Origin of the sequence: Pseudomonas sp. B21-051 (assembly GCF_024748795.1) — a bacterium.
Taxonomy (GTDB): Bacteria; Pseudomonadota; Gammaproteobacteria; order Pseudomonadales; family Pseudomonadaceae; genus Aquipseudomonas; species Aquipseudomonas putida_A.
This window is the reverse complement of record NZ_CP087166.1, coordinates 3,890,116-3,909,537: the sequence shown is the minus strand read 5'-3', so window position 1 is coordinate 3,909,537 and position 19,422 is coordinate 3,890,116. Positions and strand designations below refer to the sequence as shown.

Genomic DNA, 19,422 nt, shown 5'->3' with positions numbered 1-19,422 from the left:
GCAGCTCCTACATGAGATTGCGTTCCTCTGTAGGGGCTGCCGAAGGCTGCGATCTTTTGATCTTTTGATCTCGAAACTGGCATCCCCGACTCACAGCCTTATAATGCCCGCCTTTGTACATCAGCAGGCTGTCCCACCTTGGCAAACATAGATAATCCGGTCGCCGAAATGGCACCCGACGGCTTTTACCGCGTCGCGCTTGGCGTTGAATACAAAGGCTCGCGCTACAGCGGCTGGCAGCGTCAGTTGACCGGCGTGGCCACGGTGCAGGAAGAGCTCGAAAAAGCCTTGTCGAAAGTCGCCAACTCGCCGGTTTCACTGCAGTGCGCCGGACGTACCGACGCGGGCGTGCATGCTTGCGGACAAGTGGTGCATTTCGACACGCAGGTCGATCGTTCGCTGAAAGCCTGGGTGATGGGCGCCAATATCAATCTGCCCCACGACATCAGTGTCAGCTGGGCGCGGGTGATGCCGGCGCATTTTCATGCGCGGTTCAAAGCCATCGCCCGGCGTTATCGCTATGTCATCTACAACGATCAGATTCGCCCGGCGCATCTCAACGAAGAAATCACCTGGAACCACCGCCCACTCGATGTGGAACGCATGGCCGAGGCCGCGCAGTATCTGATCGGCACTCACGATTTCAGTGCTTTCCGTGCCGGTCAATGCCAAGCCAAGTCGCCGATCAAGAAAATGCACCATCTGCGCGTGACCCGCCACGGCAAGATGATCGTGCTCGACATCCGCGCCAACGCATTCTTGCATCACATGGTGCGCAACATCGCCGGCGTGCTGATGACCATCGGTGCCGGCGAGCGCCCGGTGGAGTGGATGAAGGAAGTTCTGGAAAGTCGCGAGCGGCGCTCCGGTGGCGTGACAGCGCATCCGTACGGGCTGTACCTGGTGCAGGTTGAGTATCACGACGAATTTCCGTTGCCCGAGCGTTTTATCGGGCCACATTTCCTTACGGGTTTCTCGGAACTTGACGGCTGACGCCCTCGAACGCATTTGTTACCATCCGGGACTTTCCCGAATTTGACGCGGAGTTTTTCTCGATATGTCAGCCGTTCGCAGCAAGATCTGCGGGATTACCCGCATAGAAGATGCGTTGGCAGCGGTCGAGGCCGGGGCGGATGCGATCGGGTTCGTGTTCTACGCCAAGAGCCCGCGTGCAGTGAACGTGCAGCAGGCAAGGGCGATCATCCAGGCTTTGCCACCGTTCGTGACGACGGTGGGCCTGTTCGTCAACGCCAGCCGCTGCGAGCTGGGGGAAATCCTCGATGCCGTGCCGCTGGATCTGTTGCAGTTCCATGGCGACGAGACCGCTGAAGAGTGCGAAGGTTGGCATCGTCCGTACATCAAGGCATTGCGGGTCAAGGCCGGCGATGACATCGCGGCTGCCGTCGATGCCTATCCGAGTGCCAGTGGTGTGCTGCTCGACACTTACGTCGAAGGCGTGCCGGGCGGAACCGGCGAGGCGTTCGACTGGTCTTTGATTCCGCAAACTTTGAGCAAGCCGCTGATCCTGGCCGGTGGCCTCACCCCGGAAAACGTTGCCGACGCCGTGGCGCGGGTCAAACCGTACGCGGTCGATGTCAGTGGCGGGGTAGAAGCGAGCAAGGGCATCAAGGATCATGCGAAGATCCGCGCGTTCATCAATGCCGTACGTAGCAGCTCGCAGGGAGCGTCTACTTCGATGTGACGGCTGGCGAACTGCCGCCGTCCATCAATGCACTTGCACAAAGCAGGCGAGGCTGAGGGTTTCTGGAGTTGCACGCAGGTCATGTTCCGCGCTGACCGCGGCGTTCCATCAATCATCGCCACACACATGAATTTAGCTGAAGGGCATACGCGGGGCTGCGAACCAGAGCGTTCGGGCCGCCGGTACTGGAGAAAGAAAGCATGAGCAACTGGTTGGTAGACAAACTGATCCCTTCGATCATGCGTTCGGAGGTCAAGAAGAGCTCGGTGCCTGAAGGTCTGTGGCACAAATGCCCGTCCTGCGAGGCTGTGCTGTATCGCCCTGAGCTGGAAAAGACCCTGGACGTTTGCCCCAAGTGCAACCACCACATGCGCATCGGCGCACGGGCGCGTATCGACATCTTCCTGGATGCCGAAGGCCGCAACGAGCTGGGTGCAGACCTGGAGCCGGTTGACCGTCTGAAATTCCGCGACGGCAAGAAGTACAAGGACCGTCTGGTCGCTGCGCAGAAGCAGACCGGCGAAAAGGACGCGCTGATTTCCGTCAGCGGCACCCTGCTGGGCATGCCGGTGGTGGTTTCGGCGTTCGAATTCAGCTTCATGGGCGGTTCCATGGGCGCCATCGTCGGTGAGCGTTTCGTGCGCGCCGCCAACTACGCCCTGGAAAACCGTTGCCCGATGATCTGCTTCGCCGCCTCCGGTGGTGCGCGCATGCAGGAAGCGCTGATCTCGCTGATGCAGATGGCCAAGACGTCGGCCGTACTGGCGCGTCTGCGTGAAGAAGGCATTCCGTTCATCTCGGTGCTGACCGATCCGGTCTACGGCGGTGTTTCCGCCAGTCTGGCGATGCTCGGCGACGTGATCGTCGGTGAGCCAAAGGCACTGATCGGCTTCGCCGGTCCGCGCGTGATCGAGCAGACCGTGCGTGAAAAACTGCCGGAAGGCTTCCAGCGCAGCGAGTTCCTGCTGGAGCATGGCGCGATCGATCTGATCATCGATCGTCGCGAACTGCGTCCACGCCTGGGCAATCTGCTGGCGCAACTGACCGGCCAGCCGACCCCGACCTACGTCGCCGCTCCTGTCGAGCCAATCGTCGTTCCACCGGTGCCTGCCAACGTATGACCGAGCGTACCCTTGGCGAGTGGCTCGCCTACCTTGAGCAGTTGCATCCATCGGCCATCGACATGGGGCTGGAGCGTTCGCAACAGGTAGCGTCCCGCATGGGACTGGGCCAGCCGGCGCCTCGGGTGATTACGGTCACCGGCACCAACGGCAAGGGTTCGACCTGCGCTTTCGTGGCGTCATTGCTGCGGGCGCAGGGCCTGAACGTGGGTGTCTACAATTCTCCGCACCTGCTGCGTTACAACGAGCGGGTGCAGCTCAATGGCGTCGAAGCCACTGACGCTCAGCTGTGCGAGGCCTTCGCTGCGGTCGAGGCCGGGCGCGGCGACACTTCCCTGACCTACTTCGAAATGGGCACCCTGGCGGCGTTCTGGCTGTTTCAGCAGGCGAAACTTGACGCTGTGGTGCTGGAAGTCGGTCTGGGCGGGCGTCTGGACACGGTCAATGTGGTGGATGCCGATATCGCGCTGGTCACCAGCATTGGTGTCGATCACGCTGATTACCTGGGTAATACCCGTGAATCCGTGGCTTTCGAGAAGGCCGGGATTTTTCGTCAGGGCAAACCTGCCTTGTGCGGTGATCTGAATCCTCCGCAACCGTTGCTCGACAAGGTTCGCGAGCTGGCGTGCCCGTTCTCGCTGCGCGGACGCGACTTCGATCTGGGGATCACCGATCACCACTGGCAATGGCGCGGCACTGACGCGCAGGGTCAGGTGGTCGAATTGCATGATTTGCCGCTGCTCGATCTGCCGATGGAAAACGCCGCGCTGGCATTGCAGGCGTATCTGCTGCTCGGCTTGCCGTGGAATCCGTCGCAAATTGTTGCGGCCTTGCAGGCCACTCGCGTGGTCGGCCGGCTGGATCGCCGCTCGTTCGAATTCAATGGCAAGCGCCTGAACCTGCTGCTGGACGTGGGGCATAACCCGCACGCGGCGGAGTATCTGGCGCGGCGTCTGGCCAGTCGGCCTCCGGCGGGCAAGCGTCTGGCGGTGTTCGGCCTGTTGGCGGACAAGGATCTTGATGGTGTTGTCGGCGAATTGAATGCTAGTGTCCAGCACTGGGCGGTAGCGCCGCTGGATTCGCCGCGCGCGCGTCCGGTCGGTGAATTACACGCGGCATTGCAGAACCTTGGCGCGTCCGTCACGTCCTATGACAGTGTCGCGGCTGCACTGGAAGGGCAGTGTGCGATCGCAACCAGCGACGACGAGATTCTGTTGTTCGGATCATTTTATTGTGTCGCCGAGGCCCTTGAATGGTTGGCCCGGCGCTCCACGGAGGAAGCGGCAAATGGCTTTGCTGGATAAAGCGTACAAGCAGCGCATGGTTGGCGCCCTGGTGCTGGTGGCGCTGGCGGTGATTTTCCTGCCGATGCTGTTTTCCCGTCAGGATGAGCAGCGTCAGGTCACGGTCGATGCACCGGCTGCGCCGCAAGCGCCTGCCATGGCGCAAGTGCAGCTTGAGCCGGTAGCCGTGCCGGAGCCACAAGCGCTGCCGCAGGAGCCGGTACCAAGCGATGAAGAAGTCGCCGAGCAATCGGCGCCGTCGATGCCGATTGCAGCGGCTCCAGCACCAGCGCCTGCTCCCGTCGCCAAACCGGTTGCTCCAGCACCGGTGCCGGCGGCCAAGCCGACAACGGCGCCGGCTCAGCCGATCGCAGCGGCCCCGACCAAGCCTGACACCACGCAAAGTCGCGTCGATGCCAACGGTCTGTCGTTCAGCTGGTCGGTGCAACTGGCCAGTCTGTCGAGTCGCGCCAGCGCCGAAAGCCTGCAGAAAACCCTGCGCAGTCAGGGCTACAACGCTTATATCCGTTCCGCCGACGGCAAGAACCGGGTGTTCGTGGGTCCGCTGATCGAGCGTGCCGAGGCCGATCGGCTGCGTGATCTTTTGAGTCGCCAGCAGAACCTCAAGGGTTTTGTCGTGCGCTTCCAGCCCGAGCGCGGCTAGGATCTATCGATTCGATTGAAATGCACTGAAAATCGCAGCTTACCGACAGCGGTGCGCTCTGCTAAAATGCGCCGCCTTATCCGTCTGTAGGCTGCACTGTGCCATTTACCCTGGTTGACTGGGCGATCGTTGCAATCATCGCCATCTCCGCTTTGATCAGTTTGAGCCGCGGCTTCGTCAAGGAAGCATTATCGCTGGTGACCTGGATCATCGCAGGAGCTGTTGCCTGGATGTTCGGTGGCTCACTGTCCGAGTACCTCGCCGGATACATCGAAACCCCATCGGCTCGCGTGATCGCGGGCTGTGCCATCATGTTTGTCGCCACACTGATCGTGGGCGCAATGATCAATTATCTTATCGGCGAGTTGGTGCGCGTGACCGGATTGTCCGGCACCGACCGATTCCTGGGCATGGCCTTCGGCGCAGCGCGTGGCGTGTTGCTGGTGGTCGTGGCAGTCGGGCTGTTGAGCCTGGGGCCGGTACAGCAGGACGGGTGGTGGAAAGAATCACAGCTCGTGCCAAAGTTTCTATTGGTCGCCGATTGGTCCAAAAACCTGATTCTCGGGTGGAGCAGTCAGTGGCTTGCCAGCGGAATCAGCGTACCCGCTGATATTCCGTTCAAGGAGCAACTCTTGCCGTCGGCCAAAACGCCTCAGTGAGTGTTGTTCAGTTCAGATCCATTAAGTAGGGGTTGCGTCGCATGTGTGGCATCGTCGGTATCGTCGGTAAGTCGAACGTCAATCAGGCGCTGTATGACGCGCTAACCGTGCTCCAGCACCGCGGCCAGGACGCTGCCGGTATCGTGACCAGCCATGATGGCCGGTTGTTCCTGCGCAAGGACAATGGCCTGGTGCGTGACGTGTTTCAGCAGCGTCACATGCAGCGCCTGGTCGGCCACATGGGTATCGGTCACGTCCGTTATCCGACTGCCGGCAGCTCGACCTCGGCCGAGGCGCAGCCGTTTTACGTCAACTCGCCTTACGGCATCACCCTGGCGCACAACGGCAACCTGACCAACGTTGAACAGTTGGCCAAGGAAATCTACGAATCCGATCTGCGTCACGTCAACACCAGTTCCGACTCGGAGGTGCTGCTCAACGTGTTCGCCCATGAGCTGGCCCAGCGCGGCAAGCTGCAACCGACCGAAGAAGACGTGTTCGCCGCCGTGACCGACGTGCACAACCGTTGCGTCGGCGGTTACGCGGTGGTGGCGATGATCACCGGTTACGGCATCGTCGGTTTCCGTGACCCGCACGGCATCCGTCCGATCGTGTTCGGTCAGCGTCACACCGACGAAGGCGTCGAGTACATGATCGCTTCCGAAAGCGTTTCCCTGGACGTGCTCGGTTTCACCCTGATCCGCGATCTGGCCCCGGGCGAAGCGGTCTACATCACCGAAGACGGCAAGCTGCACACCCGTCAGTGCGCAACCAACCCGTCGCTGACGCCGTGCATCTTCGAGCACGTTTACCTGGCGCGTCCGGATTCGATCATCGACGGCGTGTCGGTGTACAAGGCGCGTCTGCGCATGGGCGAGAAACTCGCCGAGAAGATCCTGCGCGAGCGTCCGGAGCACGACATCGACGTGGTCATCCCGATTCCGGACACCAGCCGCACCGCCGCGCTGGAGCTGGCGAACCACCTGGGCGTGAAGTTCCGCGAAGGCTTCGTCAAGAACCGTTACATCGGCCGGACCTTCATCATGCCGGGTCAGGCGGCGCGCAAGAAGTCGGTTCGCCAGAAACTCAACGCGATCGAGCTGGAATTCCGCGGCAAGAACGTGATGCTGGTCGATGACTCGATCGTACGCGGCACCACCTGCAAGCAGATCATCCAGATGGCTCGCGAAGCTGGCGCGAAAAACGTCTACTTCTGCTCGGCGGCTCCTGCGGTACGCTTCCCGAACGTTTACGGCATCGACATGCCGAGCGCTCACGAACTGATCGCGCACAATCGTTCGACTCAGGACGTGGCGGATCTGATCGGCGCTGACTGGCTGATCTATCAGGATCTGCCTGACTTGATCGAAGCGGTCGGTGGCGGCAAGATCAAGATTGAAAACTTCGATTGCGCGGTGTTCGACGGCAAGTACGTCACCGGCGACGTCGACGAGGCTTACCTGGACAAGATCGAGCAGGCACGCAACGATGCCTCCAAGGTCAAGACCCAGGCGGTCAGTGCGATCATCGATCTGTACAACAACTGAGTTTCTACCGGCCCTGAGGGGCCGGTTTTGTATCTGACTTTTAATTTTCAAGAACAGGGCAAGGAGTGACAGCATGAGTCAGGAATGGGATGCCGGTCGGCTGGACAGCGACCTCGAAGGCGTAGCGTTCGATACCCTGGCCGTACGTGCCGGTCAGCACCGTACGCCGGAAGGCGAACACGGTGATCCGATGTTCTTCACCTCCAGCTATGTGTTCCGCACCGCCGCCGATGCGGCTGCGCGGTTTGCCGGAGAAGTGCCGGGCAACGTGTACTCGCGCTACACCAACCCGACCGTGCGCGCGTTCGAAGAGCGCATTGCCGCGCTGGAAGGCGCCGAGCAAGCGGTCGCCACCGCCACGGGCATGGCCGCGATCATGGCGGTAGTGATGAGCCTGTGCAGTGCCGGCGATCACGTGCTGGTGTCGCGCAGCGTGTTCGGTTCGACCATCAGCCTGTTCGAGAAGTACTTCAAGCGTTTCGGTGTGCAAGTCGACTACGTACCGCTGGCCGATCTGTCGGGTTGGGATGCGGCGATCAAGCCGAACACCAGGCTGCTGTTCGTCGAGTCGCCGTCCAACCCGCTGGCTGAACTGGTGGATATCACCGCGCTGGCGGAAATCGCTCACGCCAAAGGCGCGATGCTGGTGGTCGACAACTGCTTCTGCACGCCTGCCTTGCAGCAACCGCTGAAACTCGGTGCGGACATCGTCGTGCACTCGGCAACCAAGTTCATCGACGGCCAGGGCCGCTGCATGGGCGGTGTGGTGGCCGGTCGCAGCGAACAGATGAAAGAAGTCGTCGGCTTCCTGCGCACCGCCGGGCCGACCCTGAGCCCATTCAACGCGTGGATCTTCCTCAAAGGTCTGGAAACACTGAATCTGCGGATGAAGGCGCACTGCGCCAACGCTCAGCAACTGGCCGAATGGCTGGAGCAGCAGGACGGCATCGAGAAAGTCCATTACGCCGGTCTCAAGAGTCATCCGCAGCACGAACTGGCCCAGCGTCAGCAGAAGGGCTTCGGTGCGGTGGTGAGTTTCGAGGTCAAGGGCGGCAAAGAGGGCGCTTGGCGCTTTATCGATGCCACCCGCTTGATCTCGATCACCGCCAATCTCGGTGACAGCAAAACCACCATCACCCATCCGAGCACCACCTCCCACGGCCGTCTGGCGCCGCAGGAGCGTGAAGCGGCAGGGATTCGTGACAGCCTGATCCGCATCGCGGTCGGTCTGGAAGACGTGGCGGATCTGCAGACTGATCTGTCGCGCGGTCTGGCGGCGTTGTGATCGAGTTGTCTACTCCGAAGGCGGGCACCCATGGCCGCGTGGCGCTGGTTACCGGCGCTGCGCGCGGCATCGGTCTGGGCATCGCGGCCTGGCTGATCAGCGAAGGCTGGCAAGTGGTGCTGACCGATCTTGATCGGGTGCGCGGCTCGAAAGTGGCGAAGGTACTGGGCGAGAATGCCTGGTTCATCGCCATGGACGTGGCGGATGAAAGTCAGGTCGCGCTCGGCGTTGCCGAAGTGCTCGGCCAATTCGGTCGTCTCGATGCGCTGGTGTGCAACGCGGCAGTCGCTGACCCGCACAACATCACCCTGGAAAGTCTTGATCTGGCGTACTGGAATCGGGTGCTGGCGGTAAACCTCAGTGGGCCGATGCTGCTGGCCAAGCACTGTGCGCCGTATCTGCGCGCGCACAACGGCTCGATCGTCAATCTGGCCTCGACCCGTGCACGGCAGTCAGAGGCTGATTCCGAGGCGTATGCGGCGAGCAAGGGCGGGTTGTTGGCGCTGACTCATGCGTTGGCGATCAGCCTTGGGCCGGAGATTCGCGTCAATGCGGTCAGCCCTGGCTGGATTGATGCCCGGGATCCTTCTGCGCGGCGAGCAGAGCCTTTGGCCGATGCCGATCATGCGCAGCATCCGGCGGGCAGGGTAGGGACAGTCGAAGACGTCGCGGCTATGGTCGCGTGGTTGCTGTCGCGCAATGCCGGGTTTGTCACCGGGCAGGAATTCGTCGTGGATGGCGGCATGACCAAGAAGATGATTTACACCGAGTAGATCGCGTTCTTCTCCTGAATTTGCGTCAAATGGGCTGCCGACTTCGCGAGCAAGCTCGCTCCCACATTTGGAATGCAATCCCCCTGTGGGAGCGAGCTTGCTCGCGAATGCAGTCTTGCAGGATGGAAGCAATTTTGTCTTTTTCAGAAAAACTTCAATCCTGCTATTGACTTAGGTTCGCTACCTGCGTAAATTTCGCGGCCTCGGAGATGCAAACGGGTGATTAGCTCAGCTGGGAGAGCGTCTGCCTTACAAGCAGAATGTCGGCGGTTCGATCCCGTCATCACCCACCACTCCCCGAGAAACTTGCTTAAGCAAGAGGTAGGCTGAAAGTGCCTCCACCGACGCGCAGCGGTAGTTCAGTCGGTTAGAATACCGGCCTGTCACGCCGGGGGTCGCGGGTTCGAGTCCCGTCCGCTGCGCCATATTTTACGAGTCAGACATTGTCTGGTTCGCGATTGAAAAGCACCGAAGCTTTCAGTCAAAACGAGTTACTTGAGCGCAGGCTCAAAGCGATACGCAGCGGTAGTTCAGTCGGTTAGAATACCGGCCTGTCACGCCGGGGGTCGCGGGTTCGAGTCCCGTCCGCTGCGCCATATCTGTTTCAAGGACCACTGAACGCCTTGAAACACCGAAAGCAACCCCTGGTTGTTTCGGAATCGATAGCAAAGACCCTGGTCGAAAGACCGGGGTTTTTTGTGTCTGAAATTTGGCTTTCCTCTCTTCCTTCCTCCTCAATCCAGCGCAAATCCCTGTGGGAGCGAGCCTGCTCGCGAAGGCGTCGGCACGTTCAAAATCAGTATTGGCTGAAAGAACGCTTTCGCGAGCAGGCTCGCTCCCACAGGGGGTGTCGATATGTTCAGCGATCTGCTGCGGTACCACGTCGCATTGATTTTTTGATTCTTTAGTCAAATTTTTGTAACTGGTTGTTTGCTGCGAGCCCGGAAACCTTTAAAGTTAACCTTTAGGTCAGCTTTGCACTGTCAACACGCCCTTTGTTTCGCCAAGAAGGGCTTCTGCAAGACTCGAGATTCCCAGTAGATAACCAGAAGGGCGGACACATAACCGCCCAGAGGATGATCCATGTCCAACCGTGATATATCCCGGCGCTCGTTCCTCCAGGGCGGGCTGGTGGCGGGTGTGAGCGTCACGCTCGCGCCGCTCAGCAGTCAGGCGCTGGCTGCCTTGATGGAAAACAGCGTAACCGTGCCGTCCGAGAAGTGGCTCGGCAACAACGGCAAGGCACGCCAACGTAACGACGCCCTGTCCAAGGTCTGCGGCAGCAAAGTGTTTGCCCGCGACATTCGCTCCAAGGACATGCCGGGCTGGCCTGAGCAGCAAGGCCACGCCATGCTGCTGAAAACCATCAAGGCTGACCGAATTTACGAAGGCTACGACCTGTCGTGGCTGGGTGCCGACTTGCAACCTGACCGCATCGTCACTGCGGCCGATCTGGACAAGGACGGCATTGTCTTCCCTGAAGAACACGCGCCGGATCCATTGCTGCCGGAAGGCAAGGTGCCGATGTTCATCGGTCACCCGGTGGCGATCCTGATCTGGAACGACTTCGAGCGTTTCCGTCAGGCCAAGAACAAACTCAAATTCAATGACAAGGCGATTCGTTACGGTGCACAAGTGCCGTACTACGAAGGCGACCCTTATGGCAGCTTCCGCTACGTGCGCGTAGGTGGCCCGACTTCGGCCGACGAAGACGAATTCGCCAGCCTGAAAGACTCGATCCTGTTCCCGATGCTGAAAAACCGGCGCCCGGTGTGGAATTCCCAGCCGAACCTGCACGGCAACCTGACCGAGCGCGGCCTGTTCTACGCCGACCGGATGAAGAAAGAGATCGACACGCCGCCGGACAACTGGCTGGTGTTTGACGAGCGCTACAAGACGCCATCGATCGAACCAGCCGCCATGGAGCCGGACAACGGCAACGGCTGGTACGACCCGAAAACCAAGACCCTGCACTTCGTGGTCGCCACCCAGTGCCCGCTGGAAGCGGCGACCGAGACCGCGAAAATGATCGCGCCGTCGCGCTTCGGCCTGGACAACCTGAACATGCACCCAGGTTACACCGTGGGCTACGGTTCCAAAGACCACAACATCTTCGTCTACTACGCAGCCCTCGCTGCACTGTATGGCGCCGGTGTACCGATCCGTCTGGCGAATGACCGCTACGAGCAGTTCCAGAGCGGCATCAAGCGCCACCCGTTCGATATCCGCTATCAACTTGCAGTGGATAAGAACGACTACAGCTTCAAGATTTTCCGTGCCGAGATGAGCGTCGACGGTGGTGGCCGTATCAACTACAGCCCGTCGGTAGCGGCAGTCGGTGCCACGGCAGCGCAGTCGATCTATTACATGCCGCAGAACGATTTGCAGGTCACCGCTTATCACTCGCGTGGTGTTGAAGCGGGTTCGATGCGCGGTTACGGCACCCTGCAAAGCATGGCCTCGACCGAAATGATGGTCGACGAAATCGCCAATCGTCTCGGCGTTGACGCGATTGATCTGCGTCGCAAAAACGCCCTGCGTTCGGGCATGAAAAACACCCAGGGTGCGATCCCGGCGGGTGCTCTGCGCCTGCACGAGATTCTCGACAAGGCCTCGGTGCACGAAGTCTGGAAAAACCGCGACGCGATCAAGAAACAGCGCGAAGCCGCTGACCCGGACAACTGGTACGGCGTGGGTTTCGCCATTTGCCAGAAAGACTTCGGCACCGGTTCCGAAGCGCCGATGGCCAGCATCGAATTCACCGCTGAAGGGCGCATCACCCTGCGTCACATCGGTATCGAGATCGGCACCGGCATGTCCACTTCGCAAGCACTGGTTGTCGCCGATTTCCTCGGCAGCCCGGCGCATGACGTGAAGACCGGCGAAACCGAATGGAGGGAAATGCAGCTGATCACCAGCGGCAACCCTTACATCATGAGTCAGGCCGAGCAGGACAACCTGCTGCGCAATCCGCGTTGGGTCGGCAAGCTGGCGTCCGCTTCGTCCGCGACCAACTCGGCCTATTACTTCAGTCACGCCACCCGTGAAGCGGCACGCGTGCTGTTCAACAACGGGTTGTGGCCGGCGGCCATGGAAATCTGGCGTCAGGGCCCTTACGGCGGTCAAGCCAACCCTTACGTGGTGCGTCGTGAAGATGCGCATTGGGTCGATGGCAAACTCACTGCCAACGGCATGCAGCCGCTGACTTTCGAAGAGCTGGCCAAGCGTGCTCACGAACGTGGTCTGGTCACCGGCGCCACCGTTCACGCGTTCAACCGCTGGAGCTGGGCCGAGGCCGAATACAGTATCGACGGCGTGCGCGAACGTCTGCCACTCGACGGTCTGGCGGTGAAGTACGGTGATGGCGCGCCGAAGGCGAAGAAAGCGTTGATGAGCACGGCAGGTTTCCACCTGCTGGATCGCCAGAACATCAACTACCCGGTGGTCCAGTTGAACAACGCGGCGGTGACTTACTACAGCCCGGTGGCCACCTTGGTGGAATTGAAGGTCAACAAAGGCTCGGCGGAAGTCGAAGTGCTCAACCACCATTCGTGGGTCGAGTGCGGTCGGGTGCTGGTCGAAGAACTGGTCAAGGGCCAGCTCGAAGGCGGGATCGCCATGGGTATCGGTCATGCATTGATGGAAGAGATGCCGCTGTACGAAGGTGGACCGGGGGAGGGTGACTGGAACTTCAACCGTTATCGTCTGCCGATGGCCCGTCACGTGGCGGTGTGGAAGCAGACCGCGGAGATTCTGCCGCCGCTGTCGCCAAGCGATCCGTCCAAAGGCATCGCCGAAGTGGTGATGATCCCGGTGGTCGGTGCCATCGGTAACGCCGTGGCGCACGCCATCGGTAAACGTGTTCGCGATCTGCCAATCACTGCTGCGCGCATCAAGGAGGCCCTCAATGGCTAACCGTCCGCTTCAACTGACCCTCAATGGTCAATCCGTCGGCCCGGTGGACATCCCTGATGACCTGCCGATGATCGACTATCTGCACGAATACAAGAACCTCACCGGTTCGCGCCTGGGCTGCGGCCAGGGCATCTGCCACGCGTGCGTGGTGATCGTCGACAACCCGGACGGCACCAGTGAAGAAGTGCGCACCTGCATCACCGGCGCGCATTACTTCGAAGGCAAGAAAGTCCGCACCATCGAAAGTCACGCAAAGCGTGATGAGAGTGGCCAGATCACTGAGCTGAACCCGATCCAGCAGCGTTTCGTCGACGAATTCGCCTTCCAGTGCAGCTACTGCGCGCCGGGCTTCGTCAACGCCGCGACGGTGCTGGTAGAGAAGCTGCAGCGCCAGCCGATCGTCAAAAGCCAACTGGAAAAAGTCATCGAGGACAGCCTCGGCCATCACATCTGCCGTTGCACCGGATACGTGCGTTACTACAACGCCACGCGCAACGTGCTGACCGATCTCGGCCTGGTCAAGGAGGGTTGAGCATGAAGCATCTATTGACCCGCCTGACCCTGGTGGTCGGGCTGGCTGCGCCGGTGTTGTTTGCTCACGCTGATGATCAGGTCAAGCGCGGCGAATACCTTGCTCGCGCTGCCGATTGCATGGCGTGCCACACCGCACCGGGCGGCGCGCCATTTGCCGGTGGTCTGCCGATCGTCTCGCCGTTCGGCACGATTTACGGCACCAACATCACCCCGAGCAAAGAGCACGGCATTGGTCTGTACAGCGATGACGAATTCTTCGCAGCGCTGACCGAAGGCAAGCGTCGCGACGGGGCGAATCTGTATCCGGCGATGCCGTACACCTCGTATCACCTGGTCCCGCGGGAAGACTCGGATGCGATTCACGCGTATCTGAAAACCATCGAGCCGATCGAGCGCGCCGCGCCGGTCACCAGTCTGAGCTTTCCGTTCAACGTGCGTCCGGGCCTGATCGGCTGGAACATGCTGTACGGCAAGGCCTTGAAGCTGGAATCTGCCGAAGGCAAAAGCGAAGCCTGGAAACGCGGCCAGTACATGGTCGAAGTGCTCGGTCACTGCGGCGAATGCCACACGCCACGCGGCCTGCCGGGCGCGATGCAACTGGACAAGCGCTTGACCGGCGGCATCCTCAACGGTTATCTGGCTCCGAGCCTGCTCGCCACCGATCTGGCGGCGCGCGGATGGAATCAGCAGGACCTGAGCACGTTCCTCAAACACGGCATGAGCGCCCAGGGCACGATGTTCAACGAGATGTTCCCAGTGTTCCACAACAGCACTCAGGGCCTGAACGATCAGGATCTGGCGGCGATGGCGACGTTCCTGCTTGGCGACAAGCCGCCAGCGGCGAAAGAGCTGACTGAAGTGTCGCTGGACAAGCTCAGCCCGAGCGCCCAGCGCGGCCGTCAGGAATATTTGAACGTCTGCGCCGGTTGTCATGCCGCCGGTGGTGAAGGCAAGCCGCACATCGCCGTGGCCATGCGCGGCAATACCACGCTGCGCCTGGAAGATCCGCGCAACCTGCTGCGGGTGATCGAGGACGGTATCGGTGAACAGAAATTCGCTGGATTCGAACACATGCAACCGATGCCGGGTTTCGCCGACAAGCTCAAGCCTGAGCAACTGACCGATCTGCTGAACTACCTGCGTCAAGGCTGGGGCGGTCAATCGGCAGAGTTGGCAGTGAGCGACGTGCAGAAGCTGCAGGCTGACGCTCCGGCCGTCGAGCACAAGGCGCACTGACATGCAGCATCTCGATCTACAGGTTGTGCGGCGGGCACTGGAGTGGTCGGTGGCGGGGCAGCGCATTTGGCTCTGCACGGTGCTAACCACTTACGGTTCGGCGCCGCGTGCACCGGGTTCGCTGCTGGCGGTGAACGATAACGGCCAGTGGATCGGGTCGCTGTCCGGTGGTTGCGTCGAGGAAGACTTTCTCGAGCGCGTCGCTGAAGGCGCGTTTCTCGATGCGGTCAACGTCGTGCGTTACGGCGAAGGTGATGATCCGCGCTCGCGGGTCAGCCTGCCCTGTGGCGGCATTCTCGACGTACTGGTAGAGAAATTTGACGCCGACTGCGAGGTGCAGGCGCATCTGCGTGAGCTTGAGTCAGCGCTGCTTGGTCAGCGCCGTTTGATTCGCGAGGTCGATCTGGCCAGTGGTGCGCGCAGTCTGTTCGCTGATCGCGAGCAGGGTGCGCGCATCGAGCGCGAGATCGATCGGGTGCGGATTCGCATTGGTGCCGCTCAGCGCTTGCTGCTGGCGGGTTACTCCAGCGTGGCGCAGGCCTGTGCCGAGTTCGCGGTGGGTCTCGGCTTCGAAGTGATTCTCTGCGATCCACGTGATGAAGTGCTCGAAGGCGTGGTGCTGAATGGCGTGGAGATTCGTCGACAGTTGCCGTCAGTGTTCATCGCCGATGGCGGTTGTCACCGCGATACCGCGGTGGTGGCGCTGACCCATGATCCGCGCATCGACGATCTGGCGATGATGGAAGCGGTGCGCACCGAGGCGTTTTACATCGGCGTCATGGGCTCGCAGCAGACTTCGCAGAAACGCTTCGAGCGCTTGCGCAGGATTGGAGGGCTGGGGGAGGTTGAGCTGGCGCGGATTCATGCGCCAATCGGGCTTAACCTGGGCAGCAAGACACCGGCGGAGATTGCTTTGGCGGTGCTGGCGGATATCTTGCGGATTCGTAGCGGGATTGCCCGGGATCAGCTCTGATCTGGATTTTGCAAATTTGTGGCGAGGGAGCTTGCTCCCGCTGGACTGCGCAGCAGGCCTTCTTTCCTGGACGAAAGAGGGGCCGCTTCGCGACCCAGCGGGAGCAAGCTCCCTCGCCACAGTTGTTTGTCAGTCAAGAAAACTGATCAGAAACCCAATTTGTCACGCAACCCGTAATACCACGCACCCAATGCCGCAAAGGGCGTGCGCAGCAACTGCCCGCCCGGGAACGGGTAGTGCGGCAAATCGGCAAACGCATCAAAACGTTCAGCCTGGCCGCGCAACGCCTCGGCCAGTACCTTGCCGGCCAGATGCGTGTACGTCACGCCGTGGCCGCTGCAGCCTTGCGAATAGTAGATGTTGTTGCCCAGGCGCCCCACCTGCGGCAGGCGCGACAGGGTCAGCAGGAAGTTGCCCGTCCACGCGTAGTCGATCTTCACGTCCTTCAGTTGCGGGAACGCCTTGAGCATTTTCGGGCGGATGATCGCTTCGATGTTCGCCGGATCTCGCGCACCGTAAACCACACCACCACCGAAGATCAGGCGCTTGTCGCCGGTCAGTCGATAGTAGTCGAGCAGGTAATTGCAGTCTTCGACGCAGTAATCTTGCGGCAACAGAGTTTTCGCCAGCTCATCGCCCAGCGGTTCGGTGGTGATCACCTGGGTGCCGCACGGCATCGATTTGGCCGCCAGTTCCGGCACCAGATTACCGAGGTAGGCGTTGCCGGCAACGATGATGAATTTGGCCCTGACCTTGCCTTGCGGCGTGTGCACCACCGGGTTGGCACCGCGCTCGATGCGCACGGCTGGTGATTGCTCATAGATCGTGCCGCCGAGGGACTCGACCGCAGCGGCTTCGCCGAGCGCCAGGTTCAGTGGATGGATGTGGCCGCCGCTCATGTCGAGCATGCCGCCGACGTACTGATCGCAGGCGACCACTTCGCGAATGCGGCGCTGGTCGAGCAGTTCCAGTTGGGTGTGGCCGAAGCGCTCCCACAGGCGCTTCTGCGATTCCAGGTGCCCCATCTGCTTGGCGGAGAGGGCAGCGAACACGCCGCCGTCCTTCAGGTCGCACTGGATGTTGTACTTGGCCACGCGCTCCCGAATGATCCGGCCGCCTTCGAAGGCCATCTGCCCGAGCAGTTGCGCCTGCTTGGGACCAACGGTGCGCTCAATGACGTCGATGTCGCGGCTATAGCTGTTGACGATCTGCCCGCCATTACGCCCCGACGCACCGAAGCCGACCTTGGCCGCTTCCAGGACTGTGACGCGAAAACCGTTCTCCAGCAGAAACAACGCCGAGGACAGCCCGGTGTACCCGGCGCCGATCACACAGACATCCGTCTCCACATCATCCTGCAAGGCCGGACGTGGCGGTACGGCATTGGCCGACGCAGCGTAATAAGACTCTGGGTAAGGGGTGTTCGCCATCCTGCAGCCTCTGTTTAATATATTTTACGAGTGCGCCGATCCTACCCGAGTTGAAAAACCTCCGCCAGCCACCGGAAAAATCTTCTTCACCGGCCCGAAATTAAATATTTTGCATATTCATAGGGTTAGGTGAAAAAAAGGTGTTGACACCCCTCCGGAATTCCGTAGAATGCCGCCTCACAGCAGGCACGTAGCTCAGTTGGTTAGAGCACCACCTTGACATGGTGGGGGTCGTTGGTTCGAGTCCAATCGCGCCTACCAAACAAAATCCGCTCTGCTGGGCGGTCTGGAAGGGCTCACCGAAAGGTGGGCCCTTTTTTGTTGTCTGCGATTTGCAAAACTTTTGCAAAACCCCCACCTCAGCGCACCCCCTCGACACTTCGCCGCTTCCGTTACCCAAGCACTTAGCGTGTTTCGAAATAACACGACCTGCTGATATGGCGTTCAGTTCTTTTTTTTGGATCCGTCGAAAAAGTGTGGATATTGAACGGGTTACCGGCATTTTTAACCGACCGGTTATCAAAAAAATGTTGTTGCTGTTCGTGAACTTCAGTAACATCTGCCCCGCGTTCACCACCACGGTTTATGCATTTTTAAATCCCAAGCTTCCATCAGCTGCTTGGGATTTTTTTTGCCTGCGATTTGGCGGATTCCCCGCTCTGTCTCCTTGCTTCCTGCGCGAAGCTTTCCAGTCCCACTGCTGTGTGCAGGCGAATCCGGTTTTTTTCGACTACTACTGACTGGCGTTTTCCAGGGCTTTCTCAAAGGAGTTCGTCGATGCTGGTTCATTGGTTGCTTGCCGCTATCCATCTGTTGGCTTTTGCCTTGGGCTTCTGGGCTGTGTTGACCCGCGGCGCGGCGTTCAGTCGCCTCGCCGCTGGCGTCGGTGAGGCGAAGCGAGTACTGCTTGCGGATAATCTGTGGGGGATTGCCGCGCTGACTCTGCTGGTCACCGGCGGTATGCGCGCTTTTGGCGGATTTGAAAAGGGCACTGACTACTATCTGCATCAGCCGCTGTTCCATTTGAAGATGACGTTGTTCGTGCTGATTCTGCTAGCAGAGCTGGCGCCGATGATCACGCTGGTCAAATGGCGGATCGCATTGGCGCGGGGCAAGGCGCTCGATACCGGACGTGCAAAGCTATTCGCGCGGATCAGCCATGTCGAGGCGCTGCTGTTGGTGCTGATGGTGATTGCAGCTAGCGGCATGGCGCGCGGTGTGACGTTCGGCTAACAAGGAGCAATTCCCTGTGTTCTCTCGGAAACGTCTGACAGCCAGCCTGGGTAGTCGCAGGTAGTATCGCGCTGCAGCAGAAGAGGGAGTAAAGGCGAGGAGAGTGTCAGGCGCCGTGCCCAGCGGAGTGGGGCGCGGATGGCAATACGGCGCGTGAATCTTTAGCCAGTCTTACGCGAAGGCAAACGGACTGGCTACTGACTGCGGGGTGGCTCAGGGCGTTTGTGGCTTGTCCGGGGCGGTCAGGCCGGCCTGAATGCGCTGATAGATCTCTTCACGGTGCACGGCAACGTTTTTCGGGGCGTTGATGCCGATACGGACTTGCTGACCGCTTACGCCGAGGATGGTGATCGTAATGTCATCACCAATATTTATGCTTTCACCGACTTTGCGGGTGAGTATCAGCATGGTCTTCTCCTTGATTGCTTTGTAGGGCACCTGATTCAGACAGTGCAGAGGTCGGTGGTACGTATAGATTAGTGCGAAGTCTCACGGTTTGGGTGCCTCTTTCTGACGCGCAGATGCGGCATTAATTCCCAGGGCGTAACTATACAGAGGCTGCAATCATCAATCTCGTTGTTTTGTGCCCATTTTGCGGGCCTCGCGAAGTATTTATGAATGTTAAGATCGCCGCTTTGTGATTTTCGAGGAAAGCGTTGTGCGCAAATTGGTCTGGATGGTCGCGGCCCTGGCATTGGCAGGATGTGGTGAAGGCAAGAGTGTAGACGTGCAGAAGCCGAAAACGGCCGTCGCGGCCGCACCTGCGGCGGCGTCCGCCCCGCAATGGGACCTCGAAGTACGCGGCGAAACGCCTCAGGCTGTCAGTGACCTGAGTGGCTGGTTGATCGAGCATGCGTTCGTGCCGACCGTGATCAAGGACAGCAGCGGCAAGACGCGGATCCTGATTGGCCCGTTCAACTCCCAGGCCGAGGCGCAAGCGCGCAAGGTAGAGGTGGATGCGGCATTGGTGAAGGCCAAGAAGCAGAACGTCGAGTCGGTGATCGTCGAGCATCCGCTCGCGCCGTAAGCAGCACTTTCAGCGGAGCGACCTAAAGGATATCGCCGGT

Annotated in this window: 18 protein-coding genes and 4 tRNA genes; 20 read left to right on the top strand and 2 right to left on the bottom strand. The window is 60.2% G+C overall.

Annotated features, from left to right (window positions below; all coding sequences use genetic code 11):
* The first annotated feature begins 168 nt into the window (after window positions 1-168).
* The 16 genes from truA to LOY52_RS17370 all read left to right on the top strand — a co-directional run bounded on the left by truA (window position 169) and on the right by LOY52_RS17370 (window position 15,692).
* Entirely contained in the window at window positions 169-993 is an 825-nt protein-coding gene (gene truA / locus LOY52_RS17445) for a tRNA pseudouridine(38-40) synthase TruA (protein ID WP_047600206.1), read from the top strand.
* Window positions 994-1,057: 64 nt separating this feature from the next.
* A complete protein-coding gene (locus tag LOY52_RS17440) occupies window positions 1,058-1,702 on the top strand; it encodes a phosphoribosylanthranilate isomerase (protein WP_258675247.1) in 645 nt (214 codons plus the stop codon).
* A gap of 200 nt (window positions 1,703-1,902) precedes the next feature.
* On the top strand, window positions 1,903-2,823 hold the full coding sequence (gene accD, locus LOY52_RS17435; RefSeq protein WP_027611535.1) for an acetyl-CoA carboxylase, carboxyltransferase subunit beta: 921 nt from the start codon (window positions 1,903-1,905) through the stop codon (window positions 2,821-2,823).
* On the top strand, window positions 2,820-4,127 hold the full coding sequence (gene folC / locus LOY52_RS17430) for a bifunctional tetrahydrofolate synthase/dihydrofolate synthase (RefSeq protein ID WP_258675245.1): 1,308 nt from the start codon (window positions 2,820-2,822) through the stop codon (window positions 4,125-4,127). Before accD ends, folC begins: the two co-directional genes overlap by 4 nt.
* On the top strand, window positions 4,111-4,770 hold the full coding sequence (locus tag LOY52_RS17425; RefSeq protein WP_258675244.1) for an SPOR domain-containing protein: 660 nt from the start codon (window positions 4,111-4,113) through the stop codon (window positions 4,768-4,770). Before folC ends, LOY52_RS17425 begins: the two co-directional genes overlap by 17 nt.
* Before the next feature lie 98 nt (window positions 4,771-4,868).
* Window positions 4,869-5,429: a CvpA family protein gene (locus tag LOY52_RS17420; protein ID WP_007961197.1), complete on the top strand. Its 561-nt coding sequence runs from the start codon at window positions 4,869-4,871 to the stop codon at window positions 5,427-5,429.
* A 41-nt stretch (window positions 5,430-5,470) separates the two neighbouring features.
* The gene (purF, locus tag LOY52_RS17415) at window positions 5,471-6,976 is read left to right on the top strand and encodes an amidophosphoribosyltransferase (protein ID WP_003226416.1); all 1,506 of its coding nucleotides are present in this window, start codon (window positions 5,471-5,473) and stop codon (window positions 6,974-6,976) included.
* A 73-nt stretch (window positions 6,977-7,049) separates the two neighbouring features.
* On the top strand, window positions 7,050-8,261 hold the full coding sequence (locus LOY52_RS17410) for an O-succinylhomoserine sulfhydrylase (RefSeq protein WP_258675243.1): 1,212 nt from the start codon (window positions 7,050-7,052) through the stop codon (window positions 8,259-8,261).
* Complete coding sequence (locus LOY52_RS17405) at window positions 8,258-9,034, top strand: SDR family oxidoreductase (RefSeq protein WP_003226413.1); 777 nt, start codon at window positions 8,258-8,260, stop codon at window positions 9,032-9,034. The genes LOY52_RS17410 and LOY52_RS17405 overlap by 4 nt, the downstream gene beginning before the upstream one ends.
* 217 nt (window positions 9,035-9,251) lie before the next feature.
* Window positions 9,252-9,327: transfer RNA gene (locus LOY52_RS17400), tRNA-Val, on the top strand.
* Between the two features lie 55 nt (window positions 9,328-9,382).
* Window positions 9,383-9,459: transfer RNA gene (locus tag LOY52_RS17395), tRNA-Asp, on the top strand.
* Window positions 9,460-9,553: 94 nt separating this feature from the next.
* Window positions 9,554-9,630, top strand: a tRNA-Asp gene (locus tag LOY52_RS17390).
* Window positions 9,631-10,117: 487 nt separating this feature from the next.
* Entirely contained in the window at window positions 10,118-12,949 is a 2,832-nt protein-coding gene (locus LOY52_RS17385; RefSeq protein WP_258675242.1) for a xanthine dehydrogenase family protein molybdopterin-binding subunit, read from the top strand.
* Window positions 12,942-13,481 (top strand): (2Fe-2S)-binding protein, encoded by a 540-nt coding sequence (locus LOY52_RS17380; RefSeq protein ID WP_258675240.1) that lies wholly within the window; start codon window positions 12,942-12,944, stop codon window positions 13,479-13,481. Before LOY52_RS17385 ends, LOY52_RS17380 begins: the two co-directional genes overlap by 8 nt.
* A gap of 2 nt (window positions 13,482-13,483) precedes the next feature.
* On the top strand, window positions 13,484-14,719 hold the full coding sequence (locus LOY52_RS17375) for a cytochrome c (RefSeq protein WP_258675238.1): 1,236 nt from the start codon (window positions 13,484-13,486) through the stop codon (window positions 14,717-14,719).
* 1 nt (window position 14,720) lies between these two features.
* Window positions 14,721-15,692 carry an XdhC family protein gene (locus LOY52_RS17370; protein WP_258675236.1) on the top strand — a complete coding sequence of 324 codons (972 nt, stop codon included), beginning with the start codon at window positions 14,721-14,723 and terminating at the stop codon, window positions 15,690-15,692.
* 146 nt (window positions 15,693-15,838) lie between these two features.
* On the opposite strand, the gene LOY52_RS17365 is transcribed toward LOY52_RS17370, so the two are convergent.
* Window positions 15,839-17,122 carry an FAD-binding oxidoreductase gene (locus tag LOY52_RS17365; protein ID WP_258675235.1) on the bottom strand — a complete coding sequence of 428 codons (1,284 nt, stop codon included), beginning with the start codon at window positions 17,120-17,122 and terminating at the stop codon, window positions 15,839-15,841.
* 184 nt (window positions 17,123-17,306) lie between these two features.
* On the opposite strand from LOY52_RS17365, the gene LOY52_RS17360 reads away from it, so the two are divergent.
* The 3 genes from LOY52_RS17360 (at window position 17,307) to LOY52_RS17350 (ending at window position 18,355) form a co-directional block, all read left to right on the top strand.
* Window positions 17,307-17,383 (top strand) — tRNA-Val (locus LOY52_RS17360).
* 176 nt (window positions 17,384-17,559) lie between these two features.
* Complete coding sequence (locus LOY52_RS17355; RefSeq protein WP_258675234.1) at window positions 17,560-17,862, top strand: hypothetical protein; 303 nt, start codon at window positions 17,560-17,562, stop codon at window positions 17,860-17,862.
* Window positions 17,863-17,899: 37 nt separating this feature from the next.
* Complete coding sequence (locus LOY52_RS17350) at window positions 17,900-18,355, top strand: DUF2214 family protein (RefSeq protein ID WP_258675232.1); 456 nt, start codon at window positions 17,900-17,902, stop codon at window positions 18,353-18,355.
* Between the two features lie 213 nt (window positions 18,356-18,568).
* On the opposite strand, the gene csrA is transcribed toward LOY52_RS17350, so the two are convergent.
* Window positions 18,569-18,763, bottom strand: coding sequence for a carbon storage regulator CsrA (gene csrA / locus LOY52_RS17345; protein ID WP_003179932.1), 195 nt, complete (start codon window positions 18,761-18,763; stop codon window positions 18,569-18,571).
* A gap of 250 nt (window positions 18,764-19,013) precedes the next feature.
* Here csrA and LOY52_RS17340 point away from each other — a divergent pair, with 250 nt between their 5' ends.
* Window positions 19,014-19,382, top strand: a complete 369-nt coding sequence (locus tag LOY52_RS17340) for an SPOR domain-containing protein (protein WP_258675230.1) — start codon at window positions 19,014-19,016, stop codon at window positions 19,380-19,382.
* Window positions 19,383-19,422 lie beyond the last annotated feature (40 nt).

Coding starts and splice junctions, on each gene's coding strand:
- LOY52_RS17380 (WP_258675240.1), top strand. CDS start 12,942: ATGGCTAACCGTCCGCTTCAACTGACCCTCAATGGTCAATCCGTCGGC.
- accD (WP_027611535.1), top strand. CDS start 1,903: ATGAGCAACTGGTTGGTAGACAAACTGATCCCTTCGATCATGCGTTCG.
- truA (WP_047600206.1), top strand. CDS start 169: ATGGCACCCGACGGCTTTTACCGCGTCGCGCTTGGCGTTGAATACAAA.
- LOY52_RS17375 (WP_258675238.1), top strand. CDS start 13,484: ATGAAGCATCTATTGACCCGCCTGACCCTGGTGGTCGGGCTGGCTGCG.
- LOY52_RS17365 (WP_258675235.1), bottom strand. CDS start 17,122: ATGGCGAACACCCCTTACCCAGAGTCTTATTACGCTGCGTCGGCCAAT.
- LOY52_RS17370 (WP_258675236.1), top strand. CDS start 14,721: ATGCAGCATCTCGATCTACAGGTTGTGCGGCGGGCACTGGAGTGGTCG.
- LOY52_RS17410 (WP_258675243.1), top strand. CDS start 7,050: ATGAGTCAGGAATGGGATGCCGGTCGGCTGGACAGCGACCTCGAAGGC.
- purF (WP_003226416.1), top strand. CDS start 5,471: ATGTGTGGCATCGTCGGTATCGTCGGTAAGTCGAACGTCAATCAGGCG.
- LOY52_RS17350 (WP_258675232.1), top strand. CDS start 17,900: ATGCTGGTTCATTGGTTGCTTGCCGCTATCCATCTGTTGGCTTTTGCC.
- csrA (WP_003179932.1), bottom strand. CDS start 18,763: ATGCTGATACTCACCCGCAAAGTCGGTGAAAGCATAAATATTGGTGAT.
- folC (WP_258675245.1), top strand. CDS start 2,820: ATGACCGAGCGTACCCTTGGCGAGTGGCTCGCCTACCTTGAGCAGTTG.
- LOY52_RS17355 (WP_258675234.1), top strand. CDS start 17,560: ATGGCGTTCAGTTCTTTTTTTTGGATCCGTCGAAAAAGTGTGGATATT.
- LOY52_RS17425 (WP_258675244.1), top strand. CDS start 4,111: ATGGCTTTGCTGGATAAAGCGTACAAGCAGCGCATGGTTGGCGCCCTG.
- LOY52_RS17440 (WP_258675247.1), top strand. CDS start 1,058: ATGTCAGCCGTTCGCAGCAAGATCTGCGGGATTACCCGCATAGAAGAT.
- LOY52_RS17385 (WP_258675242.1), top strand. CDS start 10,118: ATGTCCAACCGTGATATATCCCGGCGCTCGTTCCTCCAGGGCGGGCTG.